General features: G+C 57.7%; 24 protein-coding genes. 10 read left to right on the top strand and 14 right to left on the bottom strand.

Annotated elements, in window-relative coordinates; translation table 11 throughout:
• The first annotated feature begins 3 nt into the window (after window positions 1-3).
• A complete protein-coding gene (gene murI / locus AAC076_RS06695) occupies window positions 4-810 on the top strand; it encodes a glutamate racemase (RefSeq protein WP_339843814.1) in 807 nt (268 codons plus the stop codon).
• Window positions 811-878: 68 nt separating this feature from the next.
• Complete coding sequence (locus AAC076_RS06690) at window positions 879-1,406, top strand: acyloxyacyl hydrolase (protein ID WP_339843812.1); 528 nt, start codon at window positions 879-881, stop codon at window positions 1,404-1,406.
• A 42-nt stretch (window positions 1,407-1,448) separates the two neighbouring features.
• Here AAC076_RS06690 and AAC076_RS06685 read toward each other — a convergent pair whose 3' ends face one another.
• From AAC076_RS06685 to AAC076_RS06640, 10 genes are all read right to left on the bottom strand, one after another.
• The gene (locus AAC076_RS06685) at window positions 1,449-1,973 is read right to left on the bottom strand and encodes a DUF2878 domain-containing protein (protein WP_339843845.1); all 525 of its coding nucleotides are present in this window, start codon (window positions 1,971-1,973) and stop codon (window positions 1,449-1,451) included.
• 19 nt (window positions 1,974-1,992) lie between these two features.
• On the bottom strand, window positions 1,993-3,213 hold the full coding sequence (locus tag AAC076_RS06680) for a cyclopropane-fatty-acyl-phospholipid synthase family protein (protein WP_339843843.1): 1,221 nt from the start codon (window positions 3,211-3,213) through the stop codon (window positions 1,993-1,995).
• A 109-nt stretch (window positions 3,214-3,322) separates the two neighbouring features.
• Window positions 3,323-4,138 (bottom strand): DUF1365 domain-containing protein, encoded by an 816-nt coding sequence (locus AAC076_RS06675; protein ID WP_339843811.1) that lies wholly within the window; start codon window positions 4,136-4,138, stop codon window positions 3,323-3,325.
• Window positions 4,131-5,387, bottom strand: a complete 1,257-nt coding sequence (locus tag AAC076_RS06670; RefSeq protein WP_339843810.1) for an FAD-dependent oxidoreductase — start codon at window positions 5,385-5,387, stop codon at window positions 4,131-4,133. The genes AAC076_RS06675 and AAC076_RS06670 overlap by 8 nt, the downstream gene beginning before the upstream one ends.
• Window positions 5,387-6,160 (bottom strand): SDR family NAD(P)-dependent oxidoreductase, encoded by a 774-nt coding sequence (locus AAC076_RS06665; RefSeq protein WP_339843809.1) that lies wholly within the window; start codon window positions 6,158-6,160, stop codon window positions 5,387-5,389. Before AAC076_RS06665 ends, AAC076_RS06670 begins: the two co-directional genes overlap by 1 nt.
• Window positions 6,157-6,585 (bottom strand): nuclear transport factor 2 family protein, encoded by a 429-nt coding sequence (locus AAC076_RS06660; protein WP_339843808.1) that lies wholly within the window; start codon window positions 6,583-6,585, stop codon window positions 6,157-6,159. Before AAC076_RS06660 ends, AAC076_RS06665 begins: the two co-directional genes overlap by 4 nt.
• Window positions 6,582-8,012: a deoxyribodipyrimidine photo-lyase gene (gene phrB / locus AAC076_RS06655; RefSeq protein WP_339843807.1), complete on the bottom strand. Its 1,431-nt coding sequence runs from the start codon at window positions 8,010-8,012 to the stop codon at window positions 6,582-6,584. The genes AAC076_RS06660 and phrB overlap by 4 nt, the downstream gene beginning before the upstream one ends.
• Window positions 8,009-8,899: a MerR family transcriptional regulator gene (locus AAC076_RS06650; protein ID WP_339843805.1), complete on the bottom strand. Its 891-nt coding sequence runs from the start codon at window positions 8,897-8,899 to the stop codon at window positions 8,009-8,011. Before AAC076_RS06650 ends, phrB begins: the two co-directional genes overlap by 4 nt.
• A 153-nt stretch (window positions 8,900-9,052) precedes the next feature.
• The gene (locus AAC076_RS06645; protein WP_339843804.1) at window positions 9,053-9,268 is read right to left on the bottom strand and encodes a TIGR02450 family Trp-rich protein; all 216 of its coding nucleotides are present in this window, start codon (window positions 9,266-9,268) and stop codon (window positions 9,053-9,055) included.
• Window positions 9,265-10,254: an FAD-dependent oxidoreductase gene (locus AAC076_RS06640; protein ID WP_339843803.1), complete on the bottom strand. Its 990-nt coding sequence runs from the start codon at window positions 10,252-10,254 to the stop codon at window positions 9,265-9,267. Before AAC076_RS06640 ends, AAC076_RS06645 begins: the two co-directional genes overlap by 4 nt.
• Window positions 10,255-10,535: 281 nt before the next feature.
• Here AAC076_RS06640 and AAC076_RS06635 point away from each other — a divergent pair, with 281 nt between their 5' ends.
• Both AAC076_RS06635 and hemH read left to right on the top strand, forming a co-directional pair.
• Window positions 10,536-11,432 (top strand): TIGR01777 family oxidoreductase, encoded by an 897-nt coding sequence (locus AAC076_RS06635; protein ID WP_339843802.1) that lies wholly within the window; start codon window positions 10,536-10,538, stop codon window positions 11,430-11,432.
• A 15-nt stretch (window positions 11,433-11,447) separates the two neighbouring features.
• On the top strand, window positions 11,448-12,470 hold the full coding sequence (gene hemH, locus AAC076_RS06630; protein WP_339843801.1) for a ferrochelatase: 1,023 nt from the start codon (window positions 11,448-11,450) through the stop codon (window positions 12,468-12,470).
• A gap of 6 nt (window positions 12,471-12,476) precedes the next feature.
• Here hemH and AAC076_RS06625 read toward each other — a convergent pair whose 3' ends face one another.
• On the bottom strand, window positions 12,477-13,124 hold the full coding sequence (locus tag AAC076_RS06625; RefSeq protein WP_339843800.1) for a LysE family transporter: 648 nt from the start codon (window positions 13,122-13,124) through the stop codon (window positions 12,477-12,479).
• A 195-nt stretch (window positions 13,125-13,319) separates the two neighbouring features.
• Here AAC076_RS06625 and pilV point away from each other — a divergent pair, with 195 nt between their 5' ends.
• From pilV to AAC076_RS06600, 5 genes are read left to right on the top strand one after another with little or no spacing between them, the layout of a single operon-like run.
• Window positions 13,320-13,829, top strand: coding sequence for a type IV pilus modification protein PilV (gene pilV / locus AAC076_RS06620; RefSeq protein WP_339843799.1), 510 nt, complete (start codon window positions 13,320-13,322; stop codon window positions 13,827-13,829).
• Entirely contained in the window at window positions 13,826-14,623 is a 798-nt protein-coding gene (locus AAC076_RS06615; protein WP_339843798.1) for a prepilin-type N-terminal cleavage/methylation domain-containing protein, read from the top strand. Before pilV ends, AAC076_RS06615 begins: the two co-directional genes overlap by 4 nt.
• Window positions 14,624-14,641: 18 nt before the next feature.
• Window positions 14,642-15,160 carry a PilX N-terminal domain-containing pilus assembly protein gene (locus tag AAC076_RS06610; protein WP_339843796.1) on the top strand — a complete coding sequence of 173 codons (519 nt, stop codon included), beginning with the start codon at window positions 14,642-14,644 and terminating at the stop codon, window positions 15,158-15,160.
• Between the two features lie 13 nt (window positions 15,161-15,173).
• Window positions 15,174-18,152 carry a PilC/PilY family type IV pilus protein gene (locus AAC076_RS06605; RefSeq protein WP_339843795.1) on the top strand — a complete coding sequence of 993 codons (2,979 nt, stop codon included), beginning with the start codon at window positions 15,174-15,176 and terminating at the stop codon, window positions 18,150-18,152.
• Window positions 18,153-18,199: 47 nt separating this feature from the next.
• Window positions 18,200-18,601, top strand: a complete 402-nt coding sequence (locus tag AAC076_RS06600; RefSeq protein WP_339843794.1) for a type IV pilin protein — start codon at window positions 18,200-18,202, stop codon at window positions 18,599-18,601.
• A gap of 15 nt (window positions 18,602-18,616) precedes the next feature.
• Here AAC076_RS06600 and AAC076_RS06595 read toward each other — a convergent pair whose 3' ends face one another.
• Together AAC076_RS06595 and upp are read right to left on the bottom strand one after the other, a co-directional pair.
• The gene (locus AAC076_RS06595) at window positions 18,617-19,864 is read right to left on the bottom strand and encodes a uracil-xanthine permease family protein (protein WP_339843792.1); all 1,248 of its coding nucleotides are present in this window, start codon (window positions 19,862-19,864) and stop codon (window positions 18,617-18,619) included.
• Window positions 19,864-20,505 carry a uracil phosphoribosyltransferase gene (upp, locus tag AAC076_RS06590; RefSeq protein WP_339843791.1) on the bottom strand — a complete coding sequence of 214 codons (642 nt, stop codon included), beginning with the start codon at window positions 20,503-20,505 and terminating at the stop codon, window positions 19,864-19,866. The genes AAC076_RS06595 and upp overlap by 1 nt, the downstream gene beginning before the upstream one ends.
• A gap of 165 nt (window positions 20,506-20,670) precedes the next feature.
• On the opposite strand from upp, the gene AAC076_RS06585 reads away from it, so the two are divergent.
• Entirely contained in the window at window positions 20,671-21,225 is a 555-nt protein-coding gene (locus tag AAC076_RS06585) for a hypoxanthine-guanine phosphoribosyltransferase (protein WP_339843790.1), read from the top strand.
• 26 nt (window positions 21,226-21,251) lie between these two features.
• On the opposite strand, the gene dauA is transcribed toward AAC076_RS06585, so the two are convergent.
• Window positions 21,252-22,994, bottom strand: coding sequence for a C4-dicarboxylic acid transporter DauA (dauA, locus tag AAC076_RS06580; RefSeq protein WP_339843788.1), 1,743 nt, complete (start codon window positions 22,992-22,994; stop codon window positions 21,252-21,254).
• Window positions 22,995-23,081: the final 87 nt, after the last annotated feature.

Genomic DNA, 23,081 nt, shown 5'->3' with positions numbered 1-23,081 from the left:
TTCATGAACAGCGCGCCAATTGGAGTATTCGATTCAGGAGTGGGCGGGCTATCAGTGCTGCGGGAGATCCGACAGGCCTTGCCAAATGAATCCCTGATGTATGTGGCCGACAGCGGACACGTACCCTACGGCGAGAAAAGCCCGGAGCAGATACGCGAGCGTAGCCGAAGCATTGCGAGGTTTCTGTTGCAACAGGGCGCCAAGGCCCTGGTGGTCGCCTGCAATACGGCGACGGCAGCGGCCGTGGCCGATCTGCGTGAGATTTACGATCTGCCGATTATTGGTATGGAGCCTGCTGTGAAGCCCGCGGCCCAGGCTACCCGCACGGGTATCGTGGGTGTGCTGGCAACTACCGGGACACTGCAAAGCGCCCGTTTCGCTGCACTGCTTGATCGGTTCGCTGGCTCGGTCAAGGTGATAACCCAGCCGTGCCCGGGACTTGTTGAGTATATCGAGCAAGGGGAACTGGATAGTCCTCGCGTACGCGCTCTTTTGCAGACGTTTACTCAGCCTCTGTTGTCCGCCGGTTGCGACACAATCATCCTTGGATGCACCCATTACCCCTTTGTTCGGCCAGCATTGCAGTCGCTGCTGGCGCCCGGGATAACCCTGATTGATACGGGTGCGGCGGTAGCCAGGCAGCTACAGTCTCGTCTGGTTACATTGGATATGATCTCTGCTGGCCCGGCGCGACCCTGTCAGTTCTGGTCCAGTGGTGATCCGCAGGCGCTGAGCTGCGTATTGCCCACGCTCTGGGGTGAGTTGGGTAGTGTGGAACTGTTGCCGTTCGGAGGTGCCAAAGTCTTGTAGCCCACTGTTACGGGCACTCTTGTGGAATACTTGAGAAGTATCCAGGAATAACTATCCAGGAATAGAAAATGAAAAAATGCAGTCTGTGGGTTGGCTCGGCAATGCTGGGCGTAATGGCTTTTCAACCGGCATTTGCTGAGAAGGGATTAACCGCTGAGCTTGGTCAGACCTCCGGCTCGGAAATGGTTTATCGCTTGGGTATGCAATTCGACTTCGGCAAACCAATCTGGACGAGCGATTCGGGTAGCGTCCAGCTCGAGGGTTATTGGGATGCCGGTATTACCCGCTGGGGTGGTGAGAATGCGACTTCCGCCTCCATAACACCGGTATTTCAGTTGCGCTTCGGTCAGGGCGCCGGCCCCATTCCCTTCATCGAGGCGGGTATTGGCGCTGCGGTATTTTCCGAGACCGAGTTCAAGGAAGCAGGCCGGGACCTGGGCTCGGCTTTCCAGTTCGAGGACCTGATTGGTGCCGGACTCAGGTTTGATTCCGGATCCCAGACGGGTATTCGTCTGTATCACTATTCCAACGCCGGACTGAAGCAACCCAATCAGGGTATCAACAAGGTTGCGCTCTACTACCGTATGGCTATCTGAAGAAGTCCGAGCTGCGCAGCTCCCCCTGCTGGAAGCTGCCGCTCAACTTTTCTGGGCCATTCGTTTGATCAGAAACTGCTGGCGGTAAATGTGTGCAAAGCCGTGCATCAGCGGGTAAACAACAGCCCATACCGCCGCCAATATCAGAAAGGTCCAGAACTGCTCCAGCGGAAGTTTGACTTCCGCCAAAGCGGCGCCCGCGAAATAGGATATTGGGCCAGACACTGCGCCTAGTATGCAGGCGAGCCACACGGGGCGAGCAGTCCAGGCGAGACAGTGGTTCAGGGTAATAGCCAGCATTGCCCAGAGTGCTGCCAGCCACAGGGGCACCAATTTTGAATCCCCGGGGAATTCGAATACGCCTACCTGCATCAGGAACGAATCGACTGCAGCGCCGGCAAGTACAACGGTCACCACCAGTTTGCCTTCGGCAGCCCATGAGCTGATCCAGAAAAAGTGGATGCACAGGATTGCCGCTGGTACCAAAAGCCAGGGTCCTGTTTCGCCCAGAACACAAGCAAACCAGCCGATCTGAAACATCACCGCGTTGGCGACCAGTTTGATCAGGGGCGTTTTTTCCGGCATGTCAGGCTCCAAGGCTGAACAGGTTCAACTGAGGGCGGGCCTCCGGTTTGGTCAGGAGGATCTGCGCCGTGCCGATGGATCTTTCCATGAAGCCTCCCTCGCAGTAGCACAGATAGAACTCCCATAACCGGAAGAAGTAATCATCGTAGCCCAGCTGTTCCAGATGACTGCGAGCAGTCTTCAGGTTCTCGTGCCAGTAACGCAGTGTTCTGGCGTAGTGCGTACCAATGTCTTCGAGATGCAGCATCGACAAGTCTGTGTGCTTGCGTGTCAGTTCGCCAATCAGGCTAACTGAGGGCAATGATCCGCCGGGAAAGATATAGCGCTGGATGAAATCGACGCTGCCCTTGGCCTGCTCATATCGCTGGTCACGGATAGTGATTGCCTGCAGCAGCATCATGCCATGGGGTTTCAGCAATTTGGCGCAGGTTTCGAAATAGGTTCTGAAGTACTCATGACCCACGGCCTCTACCATCTCGATGGAGACGAGCTTGTCATAAGACCCGGTCAGTTCACGGTAATCCTGAAGCAGCAAGGTCACCTGATCCTGTAACCCCAGTTCCTCGACCCTGGCCCTGGCATAGGCCAGCTGCTCCTTGGAAAGAGTGGTGGTGGTGACCTTGCAGCCGTAATGCTGTGCGGCATAAATGGCCATGCTGCCCCAGCCGGTGCCGATTTCCAGCAGGTGATCCTCGGCGCTCAGCTCCAGCTTGCGGCAAATGCGTTCCAGCTTGTGTAACTGTGCCTGTTCCAGGTTATCGCCCTGGGGGGGGAATATGGCCGCGGAATACATCATGGTCGGGTCGAGGAAGTTCTCGAACAGATCGTTGCCCAGGTCATAGTGGGCCTGAATATTACGTCGGGCGCCGGAAAGCGTATTACGGTTGAGCCACTGCAGTACCTTGAGCGCAGGCCGGCCAAGACGCGCCAAACCCTTTTCCATGCCGTCGAGCACATCGAGGTTACGCACGAATATTTTGGTTACCGCCGTCAGGTCTGGTGTGGTCCAGAAACCGTTGATGTAAGCCTCGCCGGAACCGATGCTGCCATTGGAGGCAATCATGGGGTAAGCCGCGTGGTTGTGTACGTGGATCTCGGCGTGCAGGCCATCAGTGTCGGGTTGGCCAAACTGCAACACCTCTTCACCGTCGTAGACGGTGATAGTGCCCCGGTTGATTGCGGCAAGTTGCTTCAGTACCAGGCTGCGGCTGAGTCTCACCATCCAGTTGCGCCGGGTTTTGTCTTCCGAGTCGATTTTGCGCGTATCGCCCATCAGAGCCATGGTTCGCTCGCGGACATCGGGCTTGCTTGAATCACAGCAGGCGGCTGCGTCAGGCCTGGTGTTCTTCATCGTAATGCTCCTTTGCCTGGACGGCGGTAGTGCCCACGGTGTTTTGCCGCGGTGCGTGATGATGGAAAAAAGGGATGCGTTTGAGAGCCAGACGTAACGCCTGCCAGTAAATACCCGTGACGGTCTTGGCGACCATGAAGGGGAAAGACAAGGCTTCGTTACGCAGCATTTTCGGATTCAAGGACCGTCTGTTGAGGGTCAGGGTTGCATCAAAGAGACGGCTATCGGCCTGCCAGTCTTCCATATGTACCAGCAGGGTTTCCCCGGGACGGGTAAAGCGCATGCGGTAACTGAGCTCCGGCGGGAGGAACGGTGACACATGAAATGCCTTGCTCAGTTCGAACTGCTGGGCGGCCTGAGCGGGGTCGGTTGCCATGACATAGCAGAATCGCTCGCGCCATGGAGTATTGGACACTTCGGCAATGATGGCGCGCAATTGGTCGTCGTTGTCGTGGCAGTAGTAGAACGATACGGGATTGAACAGCATGCCGAAACTGCGTACCTGGGTCAGCATTCGCACCGGCCCGGCAAGTGTCAGGCTCAGCTCTTCACTCACCAGGCGGCGGGCTGTATCTGCCAGCTGCTCACCCTCGCGCCTGTGCATGCTCAGGTAGTCGCGCTCGCGAAATCGCATGGGCGACCACCATCTGCCAGACCACAATCCGCTCATGCCAAACACCTGTGACTGCTCCTGCAGATCCAGCCACAGCATGCTGATCCGATAGCGAAAGGCGTGCTTGCGCGGCGCATGGCGGCGGTGGCGGATGATGCCGCTGTACAGGGCGCTGTTAAGCATTATCGAGTCCTTCGCCCAGCGCGTTGGTTACCCGTAGCGCGCTGACTACGCCATCCTCGTGGAAACCATTGGCCCAATAGGCACCGCAGAAGAATGTATTGTTGGCGCCGGCCAGCTCGCCCCAGCGAGCCTGTGCTTTGGCAGCTGCGAGGCTGAATTGCGGGTGGGCATAGGTGAATCGGCGCAAGATCTTGTCAGGGTCTATTGCTGCGGTCTGGTTCAGACTGACGCAGAAGGTGGTCTCGGACTCGATACCCTGCAAAATATTCATGTTGTAGGTTACCGCCGCAGGTTGCTGACGATCGTTACCCAGCCGGTAATTCCAGCTGGCCCACGCCAGTTTACGTTTGGGTAGCAGTCGGGTGTCGGTATGCAGCACCACATCGTTATCGGCATAGCCTATGGCGCCAAGAATCGATTGCTCCTGTTCGGTCGGAAGCGCCAGCAGTTTCAATGCCTGATCGCTATGACAGGCGAGAACAACCTTGTCGAAACGCTCCTCTCCCCGGGGACTTACAACGGTCACCCCCTGATCGTCACGGTGGATGCTGGTGACCGGACAGTTCAGGTGGATCGAGTCCTTGAAGGACGCTGTCAGTGGTTCGATATAAGAACGAGACCCGCCCTTGATTACACGCCATTGTGGTCGGTCGCTCACGGACAGCAAGCCGTGGTTGCGGAAAAAACGCACAAAAAATTGCAGGGGAAACGCCAGCATGTCAGCCAGTGACATCGACCAGATAGCAGCACCCATGGGGATGATGTAGTGATCGGTGAAGCGCTGGCCATAGCCTTTTTGGCGCAAATACTCACCCAGCGTAATGTCGGCTGCGATCGCGCCCATGTCCAGATCGTCGGCCGCCTGACGGTTGAAGCGCAGGATATCTCGTACCATGCCAAGAAAACCGGGGGAGATAAGATTTTTCCGCTGGGCAAACAGGCTGTTCAGGTTATTACCGTTATATTCGAGACCGCTGGCGGGCTCGTTAACCGAGAAACTCATTTCGGTAGGGCGTGAGCCTACCCCCAGTTGGTCCATCAGTTTAATGAAATTGGGATAAGTCCAATCGTTGAACACAATAAAGCCGGTGTCTACTGCATATTGCCTTCCGGCAACTTCGACATCCACGGTATGGGTGTGGCCGCCGATCCAGTCGGCTGCCTCGAAAACCGTGACTTCGTTGCTGCGCCCCAGAAGATTGGCGCATACCAGCCCGGAGATGCCTGAACCGACAATGGCGATACGCATCAGGAGTCGTTCCTCTGTGCCGCGTCACGGGCCATGCCTTTGGTCAGCGCAAAGCGCAACGCATTGGGTAGCGCCCCGAGCAGTTTCAAAACAGCGATAAACGGGCCAGGAAAGCTGATTTCACGCTTGCCTTTTTCGATGCCGCTGATGATGGTATCGGCAGCCTTATCGCTAGTGACCTGCATGGGCATCGGGAAGTCGTTGTTCGCTGTCAGGGGCGTTTCAACAAATCCGGGGCTGACCAGACTGACACCGATATTCCAGCGAGCCAGATCCAGCTCCAGGGACTGGAACAGATAGCGCACGGCCGCCTTGGATGCTCCGTAGGCTTCGGCCCGGGGCAGCGGGCAAAATGTCACGCTGCTACCCACACCGATCAGTCGGGGTTCTGCGCCATTGCGCAACAAGGGCAGTGCCGCTTCGATGCAGTTGGCAGTGCCTACTACGTTGATGCGCATGACACGTTCGAACATCGCTGCCTCAAACTGGTCGACATCGATATATTCACAGTTGCCCGCGTTGAGTATCGCCCAGTCCAGGGCGCCCCATTCCTGGGATATCGTCTGTCCAACGGCGTTGACCGCTGCGGCGTCGGTCAGGTCCGCCGCCACGACAAGTATCTGGCCGGGGAAGCGCGCGGCCATTTCTTCCAGAGGCTCTGCGCTACGCGCACTGAGCGCCAGCAAATGACCTTGCGCTGCCAGCTTTTCTGCGAGAGCGCGACCAATGCCACTGGATGCGCCGGTCAACCAGATGCGTTTCTTGCTGCTCATGCGAGCCTCCTTTTGAGCCAGCGAATGACACTTCCGAGCAGTGGTACATGCTCATAAAGCAGTGCGCCGGCGTCGAAGTAGTCGATATGTCGATATACGAGATCGTCACGGAAAAAGATGCAACTGCAACCGTTGACACTGATGGCTGCGCCACCGGAAAGCCGTGGATGACGGTAGGTCATTGTCCAGCGTAATAGTCCCTGATCCTCGGAGACTGTCAGGCACTGGTGAAACTCGAACTGGAGGTCATCAACGTTGGCATAGAGCTCTCCGAAGTACGTTTCCATGGCCTTGATACCATGCACGTCATGCAGCGGATCGGTGAAATGCACGTCAGGGGTATAGATCTCACTGACCCGGTTCAGGTTACTTTTGTCCAGGCTGGCAAATATGTGCGCGAAGCGGGTCGGAAAATCGCTACTCATGATTGCTCTCCCAGGCTCTTGAATGTGGCAATTGCACGTTTGCGCGACTCCCCCAGATCGACTATCGGGCGCGGATAATCGATCGAGCCCAGCAAGTCGCCAGCGGGCGGTTGATGTATCTGCTTGGCATCGAGATCACGCAACTCGGGAATCCAGGTACGGATAAACTCACCTTCTGGGTCAAACCGCTGGGACTGGGTTACGGGATTGAAAACGCGGAAGTAGGGCGCCGAGTCGGTACCCGTCGAAGCACTCCACTGCCAACCACCGTTGTTGGATGCCAGGTCACCGTCGATCAGGTGGCGCATGAACCAGCTTTCTCCCTCGCGCCAGTCGATGAGCAGATTCTTGGTCAGAAACATTGCGCTGATCATGCGCAGGCGATTATGCATCCAGCCTGTGGCCAGCAGTTGACGCATCGCAGCATCGACTATGGGTATCCCGGTACGGCCCTGCTGCCAGGCCTCGAGGCCTTCGGGATCGTTCCGCCATGGTACTGCCTCCGTTTCCGGGCGAAAGGCGCGGCTGCGAGATACACGGGGATAGCAGACCAGAATGTGTTTATAGAATTCTCGCCAAAGCACCTCGCTGATCCAGGCCACGGCGCCCGGGTTTCCGCTATCGAATTCGCCCTGATTCGCGGCAACGGCGGCATGCAAACACTGACGCGCGGAGAGCACTCCGCTGGTCAGATAGGTGGACATGCGACTGGTCCCATCTACCGCTGGCTGATCGCGCAAGTCCTTGTAATCGAAAAGGATATCATCGGAGAATAGTTTCAGGCGCTCATGTGCCGCCTGTTCGCCGGCTGGCCAGGAATCCTGTTGAACCCTGGTGGCTGACGCAAAGCCCGGGATCGACTCAGGCACTGCGTCAGAAGCAACACCGGTCATGGTCTGTTTGCCAGGTGCCGGCAGGCAGTCTGGAAGCCGGTCATGCAGGCGCTGGTTTGCCTGTTTGCGAAATTGGCTGAAGACCTTGTACATGGTGCCTTCCTGGGTGCGCAGGGAGCCGGGCATGAACAAAACCTGGTCGGCGTAGCGATGGCAGGTGAGCGATGCGGCAGCGAAGGCTTCGGCTACGGCGTTATCGCGGTCCTGCTCATGGATGCCGTATTCGTCATTGAAAAAAATGCCCTGAGCATCTGTCTCTTCGGCTAGATCCATCAACGCCTGGGCCGAGTCGGAAAAGCGCTTGGCTTGAATGACCCTGAGCGGAATACCGAGGTTGTCGAAACTGTCTTTCAAAATCCTCAGGCTGCGCAACCAGAAATCGATTTTGACCGGAGCATCATCATGCTCGTGCCAGGTATCAGGGGTCAGAACGCAGGCGGCGATCACCGAGCCCTTTTGGCATGCATGCCAGAGTGCATGGTTGTCATGGATGCGCAGGTCATTGCGCAGCCAGTAGAGCTGAGTGTTACTCATGATAGTGCTCCCAGGCGCCCGGCCAATGCTGCATAGGCGAGGGTTGCGCGTTCAGGCAGGGCGTGTATGTCGAGCTCACTCAGTTCATCGGCGTGAATCATGGCCGCCGGGCCGGCCATCATCAGGACGTTCGGCAGGTGTTGGCCAAGGCGTGGCAGTTGCCGGCGCAGTTGGGCTGCAGACAGTGCCTGACTACTGAACAGTACCAGAGCTGCTGGCAAGCGTTGATCACTCAATAATGACAGTTCACTGGCTGGTACGTTCCACTCCAGGATGTCTATGTTGTAACCATCTGCGCTCAGCATGAGCGCCAATAACCAGAGGCCCATCTCGCAATGCTCATCCGACAGGCTTGCCAGAATGACCGGTCCGGACGTTGACCTGGCATTGCCCTGTTCCAATGATACGGCCAGCTTGGTGCGTAGCCAGCTGTTGCAGAAAACCTCTTCCAGTTGACTGCCGAATTGTCCTTGCCAGCGTTGCTGGAGCTGCAGCAGGACCGGCTCCAGCATATTGATGCACAGATCAGCAGTGCTGTAGAGCCGGAATGCACGATCGATTTGCTGGTTCAGGAGGGCAACGTCGAAAGAAATAATGGCCTCGAGGAAAGTCTGGCGCAGGGCGCCCCAAGGGGAGGTCAGATCGTTTTCCTCGGGTATGGGGCTGTCGAGCAATGGTTTCACCTGGCTGACGGTGACGCCGCGGCTCAACCACAATAGTATGTCCTGAATCTGCCTGATATTGGCCTCGGTATAAAGCCGGTGACCTTTCTCAGTGCGGTGCGGAGTGATAAGACCATAGCGTCGTTCCCATGCACGCAGGGTCACGGGATTGACCCCGGTTGCTTTGCACACTTCCCTGATAGGGATCATTTCGCCCATGGTCATGCTGCAAACCCTAGATCCGGGCGAGCCGGAAAGGCGATTATCAAGCGGAATCTGACGTGCATGGCACTATTTCCTTGTACAGTGTTTAAGGTCTGTATAGGAAATAGTGTACATAACTTCCGGACTTGTACAAGTATTTGTTGCCAGCTGTTTTCAGCCCCAGCCCATGCGCCATTTACTGGCGTCCTGTAAGCACTGCCAGGGCACTGTGTCGCTGCGCCGGGTCAATACGGCTTCGATCTCTACCGTGGTGACATTGTCGTCCTCGTCACGCTGGCAGCTGATCACAACAAAATGCTTCTCCCGATTCTGCGGGCGGATCGCGGTCCACTTGGAAAGCATCAGTTTTTCCGGGTTGATTCGGTTCACTTGCGTTCCATAAGAGTCTGAGCCGCCTGCTGACCACTCAGCCATGCATTTTCCAGCCGACCCCCGAGACACCAGTCACCACAGACATACAGTCCTTTTTCAGGCGCTGCCAGGGCTCCCCAGTTGCAAGCGCCCTCAGATCGCGCGTAAAGCCAACGATGCGCATGCTGGTAAACCGGTACCGGGATATTGATGGACAGAGCGTCGGCGAACTCGGCAAGCAATTGTCGGCTGACTTCCGCCTTGTCAGTGTCGAGGTTGCCCATGGCCCAGCGGGGATTGGATTGGAGCACCCAGGTATCAAGCCCCTGACGCCCTGGCTTGCTGCTATTGCGTGAAATCCAGTCCAAGGCGCCGACCCTTACAAAACACGCTTCCACCGCCGTATCCAGAGGCTCGGCGAAGGCCAGGGCCAGGGTCCAGCCGGGTTGCATTTCCACCTGTGCAGTCGCTTGCTCAAGGTGTCCGGAAGCCGCCAGCAATGGAACTGCCTGTGGTGCGGGGGTTGCAACCACCACACGATCAAATGGGCCGTGCACGGTGCCCGTTTCGTCTTTCAATCCCCAGCTATTGTCGTCGTTATGCTCCAGACTCTGGATGCGTGTCTGGCCTACCAGCTCCAGACCTTCGAGCAAGCCTCGGGAAAGACTGGTCATCCGCGGGGAGCCAACATAACGTTGCTGATCGTCCGGTGACTCGACGAGTTCGCCTTCGTTGCGTATGAACAGGCGCGGAGTCCACTCAGTTACCCAGCCATTGGCTATCCAGGTTTGTAAAGCGTTACGAAAGTGATTATCACGGGCGGTGAAATACTGGGCGCCCATATCCAGATCACCCGACTCGGTCCGCTTGGTACTCATGCGACCCCCGCTGCCTCGGCTCTTGTCGAAAAGAACGACATTATGGCCTGCCTGGGTAAGCGCACTGGCAGCGCTGAGCCCCGCCATGCCTGCACCGATAATTGCAATTTTGAAGATCTGAGTCATGGTTCGGGTCTCAATATGAACGGACGATATGGGACGCAGTTTATGTGTATCAATGAGCCTCTTCAACACAACTTGTACATTAGATTCTTGTTGTATAGCATTGCTAGACTCAATACTGACCGCTGCAATCCTGTTGTAATGCCGCAATTGTGCCGGCCAGGGCCCCTTGGGCTATGGTCTATACAGAGCGTCGAATAGTCTGCAAGGCGTCACTTCTACTGGCGGTGCTAATGCGCTGAACGTAACGGGAAATCCTCACCCAAAGGCATGGAGTCCACAGAATGCACGTACTCATCACAGGCGGTACAGGGTTGATCGGGAGTGCCCTGAGCAAAGAACTGATAGCCCAGGGCCACGAGGTAACGGTGCTCAGCCGCACCCCTGACAAAGTGGCCGACATCTGTGGCGCGAAGGTGCGTGGTGTAAGTCAGCTGTCGGACATTGGAGGTGAAAAAATCGACGCGGTAGTCAACCTGGCTGGAGCGCCGATCGCTGACAGGCCATGGACCAGAAAGCGCAAACAGTTACTCTGGGACAGCCGCGTGACGCTGACAGAGGAGCTGGTAGCCTGGCTTGGGCAACGTTCAACCAAGCCGGAAGTGCTGGTCAGTGGTTCTGCCGTAGGCTGGTATGGGGATGGTGGGGCCCAACCCATTACCGAGAGCAGTAATCCTCAGGTCGAATACACCCATACGCTCTGTGACGCCTGGGAATCGGCGGCCAAGCGTGTAGCTTCCCACGGAATACGGGTCTGCCTGCTGCGCACTGGCCTGGTGCTGGCGCCGGGGGGCGGATTTCTGCAGCGCATGCTGCCGCCATTCAAGCTGGGCCTCGGTGGTCCTATCGGATCGGGCAAGCAATATATGCCGTGGGTACACCGCGCCGATATGGTCGGGATTATAATGCTGCTATTGCAAGACACTTCTTGCAAGGGCCCTTTTAATGCGACTGCACCCAATCCGGCGACCAATCGAGAGTTCGTCAAGACCCTCGGCAGTACCCTCGGCCGTCCTGCGATCATTCCGCTTCCGGCGCCGCTTTTGAAGCTGGGGCTGGGTGAAATGTCCCGTTTGTTGTTGACCGGTCAAAATGCCCTGCCGAAAAAAGTGCAGGATGCCGGTTACACGTTTCGCTATACGCATCTGCAAGCCGCATTGGCTGATGCGATCAAAACCTGAAGGAGTATTCTGTCGATGTCTGATCGTGCGGTATTGCTTGCCAATCTTGGCTCCCCAGCGAGCACTGATGTGGCTGATGTGCGCCGGTACCTGAACCAGTTCCTGATGGACCCCTACGTGGTCGATCTTCCCTGGCCCCTGCGTCGGCTGCTGGTGGGACTGATCCTTCTGTTGCGTCCGAAAAAGTCGGCAGAGGCCTACGCTTCCATCTGGTGGGAGGACGGGTCACCTCTGGTGGTCATCAGTCGGCGGGTCCAGAAGGCATTGCAGGCACGTCTGGACATGCCGGTGGAACTGGCAATGCGCTACGGCGAGCCGTCCATAGAGAAGGGGTTGTTGGCGTTGGCTGCCAAGCCGGGTATCAAGGAGGTGCTTTTCATGCCCCAGTACCCGCAGCACGCCGACAGCACCACCACCACTTCGATCATGGAGGCGCAAAGGGTGGTGGCCGAGCACAAGCTCGACCTGAAACTGACTATCGTGCCGGCCTTTCACAACAAGCCTGGATATATCGATGCACTGGTGGCCAGCGCCCAGCCGCATTTGGAACAGGGATTTGACCACCTGCTGTTCAGCTACCATGGCTTGCCGGAGCGTCACCTGCGCAAGGCGGATCCGACCGGATCACACTGCCTGGCATTTCCTGATTGTTGTGATCGTCCCTCGCCAGCCCATGCCACCTGCTACCGAGCCCAGTGTGTTTCGGTCACCAGAGAGTTCACTTCCCGCATGGGTTTGCGCGATGATCAGTGGTCGCTGGCATTCCAGTCCCGTTTGGGCAAGGACAAATGGATCGAACCCTATACCGAGGTTCGCGTTGACGAGCTGGCAGCCCAGGGGGTCAAACGCCTGTTGGTGATGTGTCCGGCATTCGTTTCCGATTGCATTGAGACCCTCGAGGAAATCGGCGACCGGGCTCGGGAGCAGTTTGTCGAGGCGGGAGGGGAGGAGCTGGTGCTGGTCCCCTGTCTGAATGATCATCCACAGTGGGTGGAAACCCTGGCCACCTGGTGCGAAAACGAGCCCACCCAAGCCTGAATGATCTTATTGTGGCCGGGCGCTGAGCCCGAGCCACTCTCCAAGTGCCAGGTGCAGCCCCAGACCTACCAACATGGCACCCATAACCCGATCAAACCAGTGCCCCATGCGAACAAATGCGCGGCGAACGCGCGTCTGACTAAAGAGCACCGCAACCATGCAGAACCAGGCTGCAGTGGCTATGGCCAGATAAACGCCGTAACCCGCCTGTATCGCAACAGGAGTGTCGGGACTGATCACAACCGTAAACAGCGACAGGAAGAACAGCGTAGCCTTGGGATTCAGACCATTGGTAATGAATCCATTGGCAAATGCCCGCCCGTTCGAAACGGTAGCGCTGGTGAGGGCCGTGGGGTCGCCGCTCATGCGTTGGGCACCCAACGCCCGGATGCCGATATAGACAAGATAACCGGCTGCCAGCATTTTCATCAGGTTGAATAGCCAGACTGACTGGGAAATCACCAGCCCGATACCCAGTAGTGAGTAAGCTACATGCAGGCTGATACCGCAGCCCACCCCCAGGGCGGTGAGTATGCCGGCCTTGCGTCCGATACCGACGCTATTGCGTATCACCACGGCAAAATCCGGCCCAGGACTCATCACAGCCAGTAGATGGGCTGCGGCTACCAGTAGAAATTCATTCAGGTACGGCATTCGGTGTCCCCGGGTAAATTCCCATTTTACCTCATCGGCCGTTCCTGTCGGTACGTCAATACACAGCCGCAACCGCACAAGTGCGCAACTTTTATCTCACCTGAAAGAGGGATAACAGTCGCGCTTTATCCCCGGTAGGCTTTTTCCCAATGCATCGCTTCAGTGAGGAAAGCGACAGACCTCAAGGAGATGGTCATGCAGGCTGGGAAGCCATTACGGGATATCAATGGGCTGCGCGAGAAGAGATTTCTGGCGCACGCCGACACTAATACAACGCGCTTCTGTCAGAACGGGATCAGCCTTCTTGAGGTGATGATTGCCGTGCTGGTGCTCTCCGTTGGCGTGCTTGGCGCGGCGTCACTTCAGCTCAATGCCATCCGTTACAGCGCCAGTGCCGACTATGCCACCCGGGCCACTCTGATTGCCCGTGACGTACTGGACCGGATGCGGGCCAACCCATCGGCTTTGGCCAGCTATGCGACAGCGTCAGTCACCGGAGCCTGCTCGTCAAACGCGGGTGGTGCCAGCGTTGCCACCCAGGATATGGCGGATTTTACCCAGGCAGTGACCTGTCAGTTGCCCCTGGCCAGTGCCAGCATCATTGTTAGCGGTGGTCGAGCGACAGTCTCTATTTCCTGGTCTGACGCCAGAGCAGTGGCAAACGCAGGCGACACCACTTTCGCGGTCTCCTCGGTGATCCGATGAGATACGGACCAGGCCCTTTGCAACGGGGGTTCGGGCTGATCGAGCTACTGGTCGCCTTGACGCTGGGCCTGGTGCTGGTGCTCGGGGTTGTTCAGGTCTTCGTCGCCAGCAAGCAGACCTTTGTTATGCAGCGCACCGCTGCAGGCCTCAGCGAAGACGCGCGCTACGTTACCAGTCGGCTGAGCCGGGAACTGCGCATGGTCGGCATGTTCGGCTGCGTGGACCTCGACAGGTTGCCCGCGGGTATCCGCAACAGCATACCCCCTGTCTTCAACAGTCCAATCAGCTACTCCAGTAGCGCGGGTAACAGCATCCTCAAGTTGGTTACCGCAGTGCCAAATCATGAAAGCGTAGCCATAGCGCAAATGCGCACGCCTGGTGACTACGGAGCCAACTGGCTGATCGCAACCAACTGCAAGGATACCGGTGATCTGCGTCTATCAGACGGTGGCCCACTGGTCGTGCGGCCAGGTGACATTGTGATTCCCCTGCGGCAGATGGAGTACCGCTTCAGCAATAACGCGATTCAGGTGCGCAGCAATGGGGCGGGCAACTTTCAGACGCTGGTCGACAATATTGCCGACCTGAATGTGAGCTTCGGGTTGGCTGCAACTGCGGCGGATACCCGAATCAGCGGCGGCTACGTGGTTGCCGCCCCGGGGATCGATGCCAGGCGTATTCGTAGTGTCAATCTGCAGTGGCAGCTCAGCGATAATCCGGCGGCACCGGCCAGCGGCAGCGTCCAGGCGCGGGAGGTCAAACAGGTAGTGGCCCTCCGCAATGCGATTGACTGATTGCAGGAGCACTGCACCATGAACAGAGAAAGACTACCGCATCAGCGAGGCTCGGCACTGATTGTCAGCCTCGTGTTTCTTCTCCTTCTCACCCTGGTGAGCGTGACAGGCATTCGATCCTCAACCAGTCAGGAACGTATGGCAGGTAACCTCAGGCTCAAGACCGACAGCTTGCAGGCGGCGGAGTCTGCCCTGCGTGATATTCAGAGGCAATTGGCTCAGGCAGCCGAGAACAACAAGCCGCTACCTAACCCCTGCGCAGGCGCGCTCTGCAATACGGAAGCTGCGGCATTTGACCTGGACTCCAACGTCGCGCCGGGTCCCGGCTGGGTGCAGATACCCACCTCACCGGCGACCAATAACATGCAGGTCTGGTACCGCATCACCAGCCTGGGCGAAACCCTCGCACCGGCAAAAATGGCAAGCAGGAATCCTCCCTACGAGGGCTCAGGCAACTTGTACCGCATAGTCGTAGTGACGTTTAGCGGAACCACCCGGACGGTATTGGAGAGCGTCTATGTGCATTATGCGGTCTGAGCGGCGGCCCCTCATGCCGGGCCTTGTATCGGGAATGCTGGCAGCGCTTTGCTTCTCGCTGCCCGCGCAGGCAGCATTCAACCCGCTGAGCGGTCCGATATTATCTGCTCCGGCAGTGGCACCCAACGTCCTCATGCTGTTCGACAATTCTTCCAGTATGGTACTTAACCGTGTTGGCAGTGAGACTCGGCTGAAAATCGCCCGCGATGTGGCCAAGGATGTCATCACCGATAACCGCAATGTGCGTTTTGGTCTCTTCGGTTTTCGGGACACGGTGGGCAGCGGAATGAGCCGTGACGCGCCTGGGGGCGAGTTGCTCGTAGAGGTGGGAGATATCGCACCGGGGACGGCTGCCGGCACGGCACGGTTCAATGCTCTGTTGACGCGTCTCGACAATATCAAACCCAGTGCATCTGCGCCTTATACCTATACGCCACTGGCCGAGACCTATTATGAGATGACTCGGTACTTACGTGGGCTTCCTGCGTTCTATCCACCCTCGGTGTCTGCGGTCAATCGCCAACAGTTTGCCAGCCCCATGCAGTATCGTTGCCAGCGAAACTTCGGTCTGGTGATTACCGATGGCCTGCCTACCTACGATAGCCAGTTTCCTGTGGATGCCGGTATCGAGCCTGAGATCACTAACCCAGGCATCGCTGGCAGCATCAATCTGCCCGACTGGGATGGTGATGTTACGGGGGACGTAAACAGCAGTGATCCTGGTGATGAAGGAAGCACTTTCTACCTGGACGACATTGCCCGGTTCGCCTTCGACGTTGATATGCGAAACACCAAGCGTAGTGGCGTGTCCACCGACCTGGCCGGGATGGGCTGGGACGATCCCGATTTCGGGATACAGAATATGCTTACCTATACGGTGGGGTTTGCCTTGAACGATGCCAACCTGGAGCGTGCCGCAACGCTTGGTGGTGGTCGTTACTATACGGCAGCCAATCGTTTGGAGCTCGACAGGGCCCTGAACAGTGCGCTGGGTGAAATCAATTCGACGCCAGGCTCAGGGGGCGCAGCTGTTGCCAGCGGACCAGAGCTTGCCGCTGGTTCGCAGTTCTACCGCTCACAGTATGATCCCGCCGACTGGAGCGGAGCTGTAGAAGCCCATGCGATCAACAGCGACGGTAGTGCCGGATCCCTGGTCTGGTCAACTGACACTGCCGTCACCGCAAACAGCAATGCGCTTTATCAGACCTGGCGACAGGCTCCGGGTGTGCGCCGCGGTTCGGTTGTTACTCTGAATGGCAATACCTATTCAGTCCTGAGTAACGCACAGAAAGCGGCTCTCGACCGCGCCGCGGGCTCGAACAGCGGTCAGGATTTGCTGGATTGGAGTCTGGGGCGGGCTGTTCCCGGTTACCGGACCCGTGCACGGTTGATGGGGGATGTAGTGAACTCCGCCCTTGTGTTGGCACGAGCCGGCGAGGCATTAGCTACCAGCAGCCATGCGGGCTATCCGACCTACAGGGCAGACAAGCGCCGGAATATGGTGTCATCCCTGCTTACCGGCGCCAATGATGGCTTCGTGCATGTATTGGCCGCTCGAGACGGAGCCCATCGGCTGGCCTTTCTGCCTGCGGCGTTACAGACAGCTTTAGGTGCCAGAGCCAGCGTGGATTTCGTGCGTAACGGTCATCAGTCCGGGGTCGACGGCCCAGTAGTCCTGGGTGATGTCCTGCTGAACAGTATCTGGACCACCGTGGCGCTCGCGGGTTATGGCGCGGGAGGGAGAGGGCTGACCGCCATCCGGTTGTTTGACCATAGCCAGGGGAACGGAGCCCTGGGTGGCCTGTGGGAAATCAGTCCGGCAACCGCCGGTTATGCCAACCTGGGTCATGTTTATGGTGAACCGGTCATTGTCCGGCTGGATGGCCGTTGGGTGGCTATCATCGGCAATGGCTATGGCAATGCGGCTGGTCAGGCTGAGCTCTATGTGGTTGATCTGGCTGATGGCAGCCTTGTTAAAAGTATGACAGCTGGCATCGCCGATCCTGCCAGTGGGAACGGCCTTTCGGCTCCCCGGGTAGCTACCGATACCAACGGCCAGGTACTGGCCGCTTATGCAGGCGATCTGCAAGGCAGGTTGTGGAAATTCGATCTCGCCGGACCACCTGGGGACTGGCGAGTTGCCTTCGCCGGGGACCCCCTGTTTCGTACCGGCATAGCTGCCAACCCCGAGCAACCCATCACCGTCCAGCCAGCCTTGCTTGATCATCCCCAGGGCGGACGGCTGATCCTGTTTGGCACCGGTCAGTTTCTTGAGGCGGTCGATCTTCAGGACACCGGTGTTCAGGCATTCTACGCGGTCTGGGACAAACCGGGCGGCACCGGCAATCTGAACTCCAGCAGTCTGCAGCCCCAGGCAATTGTGAGTGAAAAGACTTCAAGTGGCCGCAAGGTGCGCACACTTAGTACCCACCGCGTGAATTGGCACGCAGCGGACGGTTGGTACCTGCCCCTTGTACATGGCAGTCCCACGGGGGAGCGTGTAACCCGCAACATTGTGACGCGCGGAGGGCGGGTGCTTTTCAACACAGGACTAATCAAGCCCAGCATCGATCCCTGTGTCAGCGCCGGTGCAGGATGGCTGATGTCGATTGACAGCTTTTCAGGTGGGATGCTGCCAGTGGCAACCCTGGATAGCGATGGTGATGGACTGGTTGATTCACGGGATCCGTTAAGTGCCGGTGTAAATCTGTCCGGGGGTTTGCCCGGTGATCTGACCGTACTGGAGCTACCGCGCATCAAGCCACTTGATCCAGCTGACCCGCTGGCTCCAGGCAGCTGCAATCCATCGGTGGAGTTCTGTCCCTGTGACCCTAGCGTGGACGATTGTGTATGCGACCCGGCAGATACCAGCTGCAAGAATATTTACTGTGGCCAGGAGTTCAATTACAGCCAGACCACAAATACGTTGGAGCTGGTTGCAGGTTCGGGGCAGTGCAGTTTCAGGCGAGTCATGTGGCGGCAGTTGATGTAGCGGCCAGCTCGCACCACCGCGCAACATAGGCAACATAGAGAGGCATGATGAACGAATCGAGGTATTCAGGTTTCACGCTGATTGAACTGATGATAGCGGTGGCGGTGGTCGGCATTCTGGCGGCAATTGCCTATCCGTCCTATCAGGAGCAGGTGCGCCAGACCCGCAGAGCCGAGGTGGCCAGTGTGCTACTGGAGAATGCCCAGCTTCTTGAGCGCCACTTTACCCGCGTTGGTGCCTACGACACCGGAGTGGCGCCACTGGCGACCCAGAGCCCCACCAGTGGCAACGCAATTTACACTATTGCCACGGTACGCGGGCCGAATACCTATACGCTCACGGCCACTGCGGTTCCTGGCGGTTTGATGGCGGGCGATACCTGCGCCATTTACACCTTCAATCAGGTTGGTCAGCGCACCCCCGCAGACGCCAGCTGCTGGCGCCGCTGAGGTCCGCAGCCAGGACTACTCGGTTACCTGTTCTACCTTGTCGGGGTCTGGCAGTAACAGATTGAGAACGATCGCTACAACGCCGCAGAGGCTGATGCCCTGCAGGCTGAAGTCCTGATTGCCGATCATCAATCCGCCAATGCCGAATACCAGGGTCACAGAGACGATGCACAGGTTGCGCGGCCGTGACAGATCCACCTGATTCTGAATGAGGGTATTCATCCCGACCACCGCAATGGAGCCAAACAGCAGGCAAAGAATACCGCCCATTACCGGTACCGGCATGCTCAATAAGGCAGCGCCAAACTTGTCGATAAAAGCCAGCGTCATTGCGAAACACGCCGCCCATATCATTACGTTCGGGTTAAAGTTGCGTGTCAGCATGACCGCACCCGTTACCTCGGAGTAGGTTGTATTGGGTGGGCCGCCAAGCAGGGCGGCGGCTGATGTGGCAAGACCGTCACCCAGGAGCGTGCGCTGCAAGCCGGGCTTGCGAATGTAATCCTTTCCAGTGACAGAGCCGATAGCCAGCACGTCACCGATGTGCTCGATGGCTGGTGCTATCGCTACCGGAATCATGAACAGAATCGCCGCCAGCTTGAACTCGGGGGTGACGAAGGCTGGCACTGCGAGCCAACTAGCCTGACCGACCGCAGAGAAGTCCACTACTCCGAGCAGCCAGGAGAGCGCATAACCCACGGCCACACCCGCCAGAATAGGTACCAGTCGGAAGATGCCCTTGGCGAACACGGCGACAACGATGGTCGTGATCAGTGAAGCCATTGAGATCATGATGGCCAGGGGATAATCGACCAGCTGCGCACTGCCATCGCCAGCCTTGCCCATCGCCATGTTTACCGCGACCGACGCCAACCCAAGGCCGATCACCATGATGACCGGACCGACCACTACCGGGGGGAGCAGACGACGAATGAAACCGGGTCCGCGCAGGTGCACCAGCAGGCTCAATAAAATATACATCAGGCCGGCTGCCAGCAGTCCCCCCAGCGTCGCTGCCAGGCCCCAGGTCTGGTTGCTATAAAGAATGGGGGCAATGAAGGCAAAGCTGGAGGCAAGAAATACAGGCACCTGCCGTTGGGTGGTGAACTGAAACATCAGAGTGCCCAGACCCGCGGTGAAGAGCGCGACGTTAGGGTCCATCCCGGTGATCAAGGGCATAAGCACCAGGGCCCCGAAAGCAACAAACAGCATTTGCGATCCAGCTAGCGCCGATCGCCAGCCGGTGGTGTTGATTGGTTCCATCAGTGCACGTCCTTCTGTTTGGTACCGAATATCTTGTCACCGGCATCGCCCAGTCCAGGAATGATGTAACCCTGCTCGTTAAGGTGATCATCTACCGAAGCGGTGAAGATCTGAACGTCTGGATGGGCATCGTATACCCGTTTGATACCTTCAGGCGCAGCGACCAGAACCAGCGCACGTATTTCCCGCGCCCCGGCGCGTTTGAGCATATCGATGGTAGCGACCATTGAGCCCCCGGTTGCCAGCATGGGATCAATGATCAGTGCAGTGCGCTGATTCATATTGTCCACCAGCTTTTCAAGATAGGTATCGGCTTCCAGGGTCTGCTCGTTACGGACCAGGCCAACCACGCTTACCTTGGCACTGGGTATCAGGCTCAGAACGCCGTCAAGCATACCCAGGCCAGCGCGCAGAATGGGAACGACGGTCACCTTTTTGCCGGAGAGCTTTTCTACCTCGACGGCTCCACACCATCCCTGGATCTGCTGGGGTTCCAGCAGCATGTCCTGGGTCGCTTCGTAGGTCAGCAGGGATGCAACCTCCTGGGCCAGTTCGCGGAAGTTTTTTGTGCTTATATCGGCGCGGCGCATCAGGCCGAGTTTGTGACGAATCAGGGGATGGCGAATCTCTTTCACATTCATGGCGTATGTTCTCGTGCGGTGCGCTGGAAATGCGCTATAGCCTAAACCAATGAGTCAGTGCGGTCACCCGATTGCAGCCGCCGTCCTCGGTTTGCTTGCCTTTGCAGGTTAAGATCAGTATTTTGCCCAGCCTTTAAACCGCTCCCCCCCTTTTGGAGATTGCCCATGTCCGTCGATCTGGCACACATCAAGCAGGTTATGGCAGAGGCCGATTGCCTGTTCACCGCTGCCGAGGTAGAAGCAGCGATGGATCGTATGGCCGCAGAAATAAACCGGTCGCTTGCCGACAGTAACCCGATCGTCTATAGCGTGATGAACGGTGGACTGGTCATTGCGGGGCAACTGGTGACTCGGCTGGATTTTCCTATGGAGGTGGGTTACCTGCATGCCACTCGCTACCGTAACAAGCTCTCCGGCGGCGAACTGTTCTGGAAGGCTCGTGCCGAGCATTCTCTGGTGGGGCGCACCGTGCTGATCATCGACGATATCCTTGATGAAGGTCACACTCTGGATGCAATAAGCGAATACTGTCGTGACGCGGGTGCAGCCCAGGTGCTTACTGCCGTTCTGTTGGACAAGCAGCATGATCGCAAGGCCTACGAAGGGATGCGCGCCGATTTCACCGGACTTGATGTAGTCGACCGCTACATCTTTGGTTATGGCCTGGACTACAAAGGCTACTGGCGCAATGCCGCAGGGATTTTTGCCATTCCTGAATAGGCAGTACCTGTGTCCGAGGCCTTGATCTAGAAAGTGTCAGATGGCGCCTCAGCGAGCTTGCGTCTGATCAGAGTTGCCGCCCTTTCGGCACTGGCAACGAACAGTCGCTGGCCCAGTGCTGAGCCTGCGCCCGCGCGGCTCAGCTTCATGCGCACCCGCGCGTTGACGCCGACAAAGTAGACCTCGATTCCCCTGTGCTCAAGTTCTTCGAGTGCCTTGGTGAACATCACCAAGGCACTCATATCCATGCTTGGTACCGCGCGCATGTCTATCACCATATAGCGGACATTCTCACCATGTCGGGCCATTGCGCTCAGGGCCTTGTCGGCGGCGGCGAAAAAGAGTGGCCCGTCAATCTGGTAAAGACCAACACTGTCAGGCAGACCTGAAAGAGCCTGGTGGCTATGGTGAGACACGGCGCTGCCCTGGCTCAGGTCTACCATGCGCTTGATGAACAGGGCCGAAGCCAGTAACAGACCAACTCCCACCGCCAGCACCATGTCGAATAGAACGGTCAGTATCAGGCAGGTGACCAGAACCCAGGTATCCTGTCTGGGCCCGATATGCAGCATGCGCAGCACATGCGGTAGTTCGCTCATGTTCCAGGCGACGACCAGAAGCATGGCCGCGAGAGACGCCATTGGCAGATAGGAGAACAGATCGGCAAGCAGTACCACCGCCAGCAGAATGACTATGGCATGGGTAACAGCGGCTATCGGTGTGCGCGCCCCCGAGCGCACACTGGCGGAGGTGCGCGCGATTGCGGCGGTGGCGGGGATTCCACCAAAAAATGGCACTACGAGGTTGCCCAGGCCCTGACCCATGAGTTCGGCATTGGGATCATGGCGCGTGCCTGCCATGCCGTCGGCAACGACAGCGCAAAGAAGCGATTCTATTGCGCCCAGCATCGCGACGGTCAGGGCAAAGGGAAGCAGTTCGCGCAGCAGATTGAAATCGATTTTCAGGGGTTGGCCGTCAGCACCCGGTAATGTCCACGGGAGCAGCCATTGGGGTGCAAAGGGGGGGATACCCGCGTGCGTGATGCCATCGATTTCATAACTGAAGCGTGTGCCCAGAGTGCTTACCTGCATATCCAGTTGTAGTAAAAATGCCGCCAATACGCTGCCGATCAGTAATGCAATCAGATGACCGGGGACGCGCCGGGTCAGATAAGGCCAGGCGATCAGAACCCCCAGAGTCACTGTGCCTACCAGAGCATCACCTGCCTGGACGGTGGGGAGAGCCGCTGCCAGAGCCTGTACCTGGTCCAGATAGCTCTCATGCTGGCCTACACCCTGCAATCCGAGAAAGTCCTTGAACTGTAAGGTTGCTATGACAATCCCGATGCCGGCAGTAAATCCCAAAACCACCGGATAGGGAACGAACTGGATCAGGTTGCCCATGCGTGCAAAACCCAGTGCCAGTAGTATCAGACCTGACATGGCGGTTACCAGCAGAAGCCCGCCAATGCCGTATTGCTGGGTAATGGGCAGCAGGATAACCACGAAGGCAGCGGTTGGTCCTGATATGTTGAAACGCGAACCCCCGCTAAGAGCGATGATCAGGCCGCCTACGATGCCGGTGTAAAGGCCATGTTGTGGGGCGACGCCCACGGCGATTGCCAGCGCCATTGCCAGGGGGATGGCGATAATGCCCACCGTGACCCCGGCAATCAGATCACCCCTTAGCATCCTGGTGTCGTAACCCTGCCTGAAGCTGTCGCGCAGGGCTGCGAAGAGAACCGGTCTACGCTGCTTTTTCGATGCCATGATAAATGTCCGGGAGAGGATTCGAGTGCCGCGACCCCTGGGGTGACGGGAAAGACGGCAGAGGGAGGCGCATTACAGTCATAACAC

Source organism: uncultured Halopseudomonas sp., from assembly GCF_963977355.1.
Classification (GTDB): Bacteria; Pseudomonadota; Gammaproteobacteria; order Pseudomonadales; family Pseudomonadaceae; genus Halopseudomonas.
This window is presented reverse-complemented; position numbering and strand designations above follow the sequence as displayed.

Coding starts and splice junctions, on each gene's coding strand:
- AAC076_RS06675 (WP_339843811.1), bottom strand. CDS start 4,138: ATGCTTAACAGCGCCCTGTACAGCGGCATCATCCGCCACCGCCGCCAT.
- AAC076_RS06670 (WP_339843810.1), bottom strand. CDS start 5,387: ATGCGTATCGCCATTGTCGGTTCAGGCATCTCCGGGCTGGTATGCGCC.
- pilV (WP_339843799.1), top strand. CDS start 13,320: ATGCAGGCTGGGAAGCCATTACGGGATATCAATGGGCTGCGCGAGAAG.
- AAC076_RS06690 (WP_339843812.1), top strand. CDS start 879: ATGAAAAAATGCAGTCTGTGGGTTGGCTCGGCAATGCTGGGCGTAATG.
- hemH (WP_339843801.1), top strand. CDS start 11,448: ATGTCTGATCGTGCGGTATTGCTTGCCAATCTTGGCTCCCCAGCGAGC.
- AAC076_RS06635 (WP_339843802.1), top strand. CDS start 10,536: ATGCACGTACTCATCACAGGCGGTACAGGGTTGATCGGGAGTGCCCTG.
- AAC076_RS06615 (WP_339843798.1), top strand. CDS start 13,826: ATGAGATACGGACCAGGCCCTTTGCAACGGGGGTTCGGGCTGATCGAG.
- dauA (WP_339843788.1), bottom strand. CDS start 22,994: ATGGCATCGAAAAAGCAGCGTAGACCGGTTCTCTTCGCAGCCCTGCGC.
- AAC076_RS06625 (WP_339843800.1), bottom strand. CDS start 13,124: ATGCCGTACCTGAATGAATTTCTACTGGTAGCCGCAGCCCATCTACTG.
- AAC076_RS06640 (WP_339843803.1), bottom strand. CDS start 10,254: ATGACTCAGATCTTCAAAATTGCAATTATCGGTGCAGGCATGGCGGGG.
- AAC076_RS06600 (WP_339843794.1), top strand. CDS start 18,200: ATGAACGAATCGAGGTATTCAGGTTTCACGCTGATTGAACTGATGATA.
- AAC076_RS06605 (WP_339843795.1), top strand. CDS start 15,174: ATGCCGGGCCTTGTATCGGGAATGCTGGCAGCGCTTTGCTTCTCGCTG.
- phrB (WP_339843807.1), bottom strand. CDS start 8,012: ATGAGTAACACTCAGCTCTACTGGCTGCGCAATGACCTGCGCATCCAT.
- AAC076_RS06650 (WP_339843805.1), bottom strand. CDS start 8,899: ATGACCATGGGCGAAATGATCCCTATCAGGGAAGTGTGCAAAGCAACC.
- AAC076_RS06585 (WP_339843790.1), top strand. CDS start 20,671: ATGTCCGTCGATCTGGCACACATCAAGCAGGTTATGGCAGAGGCCGAT.
- AAC076_RS06660 (WP_339843808.1), bottom strand. CDS start 6,585: ATGAGTAGCGATTTTCCGACCCGCTTCGCGCACATATTTGCCAGCCTG.
- upp (WP_339843791.1), bottom strand. CDS start 20,505: ATGAATGTGAAAGAGATTCGCCATCCCCTGATTCGTCACAAACTCGGC.
- AAC076_RS06680 (WP_339843843.1), bottom strand. CDS start 3,213: ATGGTGAGACTCAGCCGCAGCCTGGTACTGAAGCAACTTGCCGCAATC.
- AAC076_RS06595 (WP_339843792.1), bottom strand. CDS start 19,864: ATGGAACCAATCAACACCACCGGCTGGCGATCGGCGCTAGCTGGATCG.
- murI (WP_339843814.1), top strand. CDS start 4: ATGAACAGCGCGCCAATTGGAGTATTCGATTCAGGAGTGGGCGGGCTA.
- AAC076_RS06610 (WP_339843796.1), top strand. CDS start 14,642: ATGAACAGAGAAAGACTACCGCATCAGCGAGGCTCGGCACTGATTGTC.
- AAC076_RS06665 (WP_339843809.1), bottom strand. CDS start 6,160: ATGAGCAGCAAGAAACGCATCTGGTTGACCGGCGCATCCAGTGGCATT.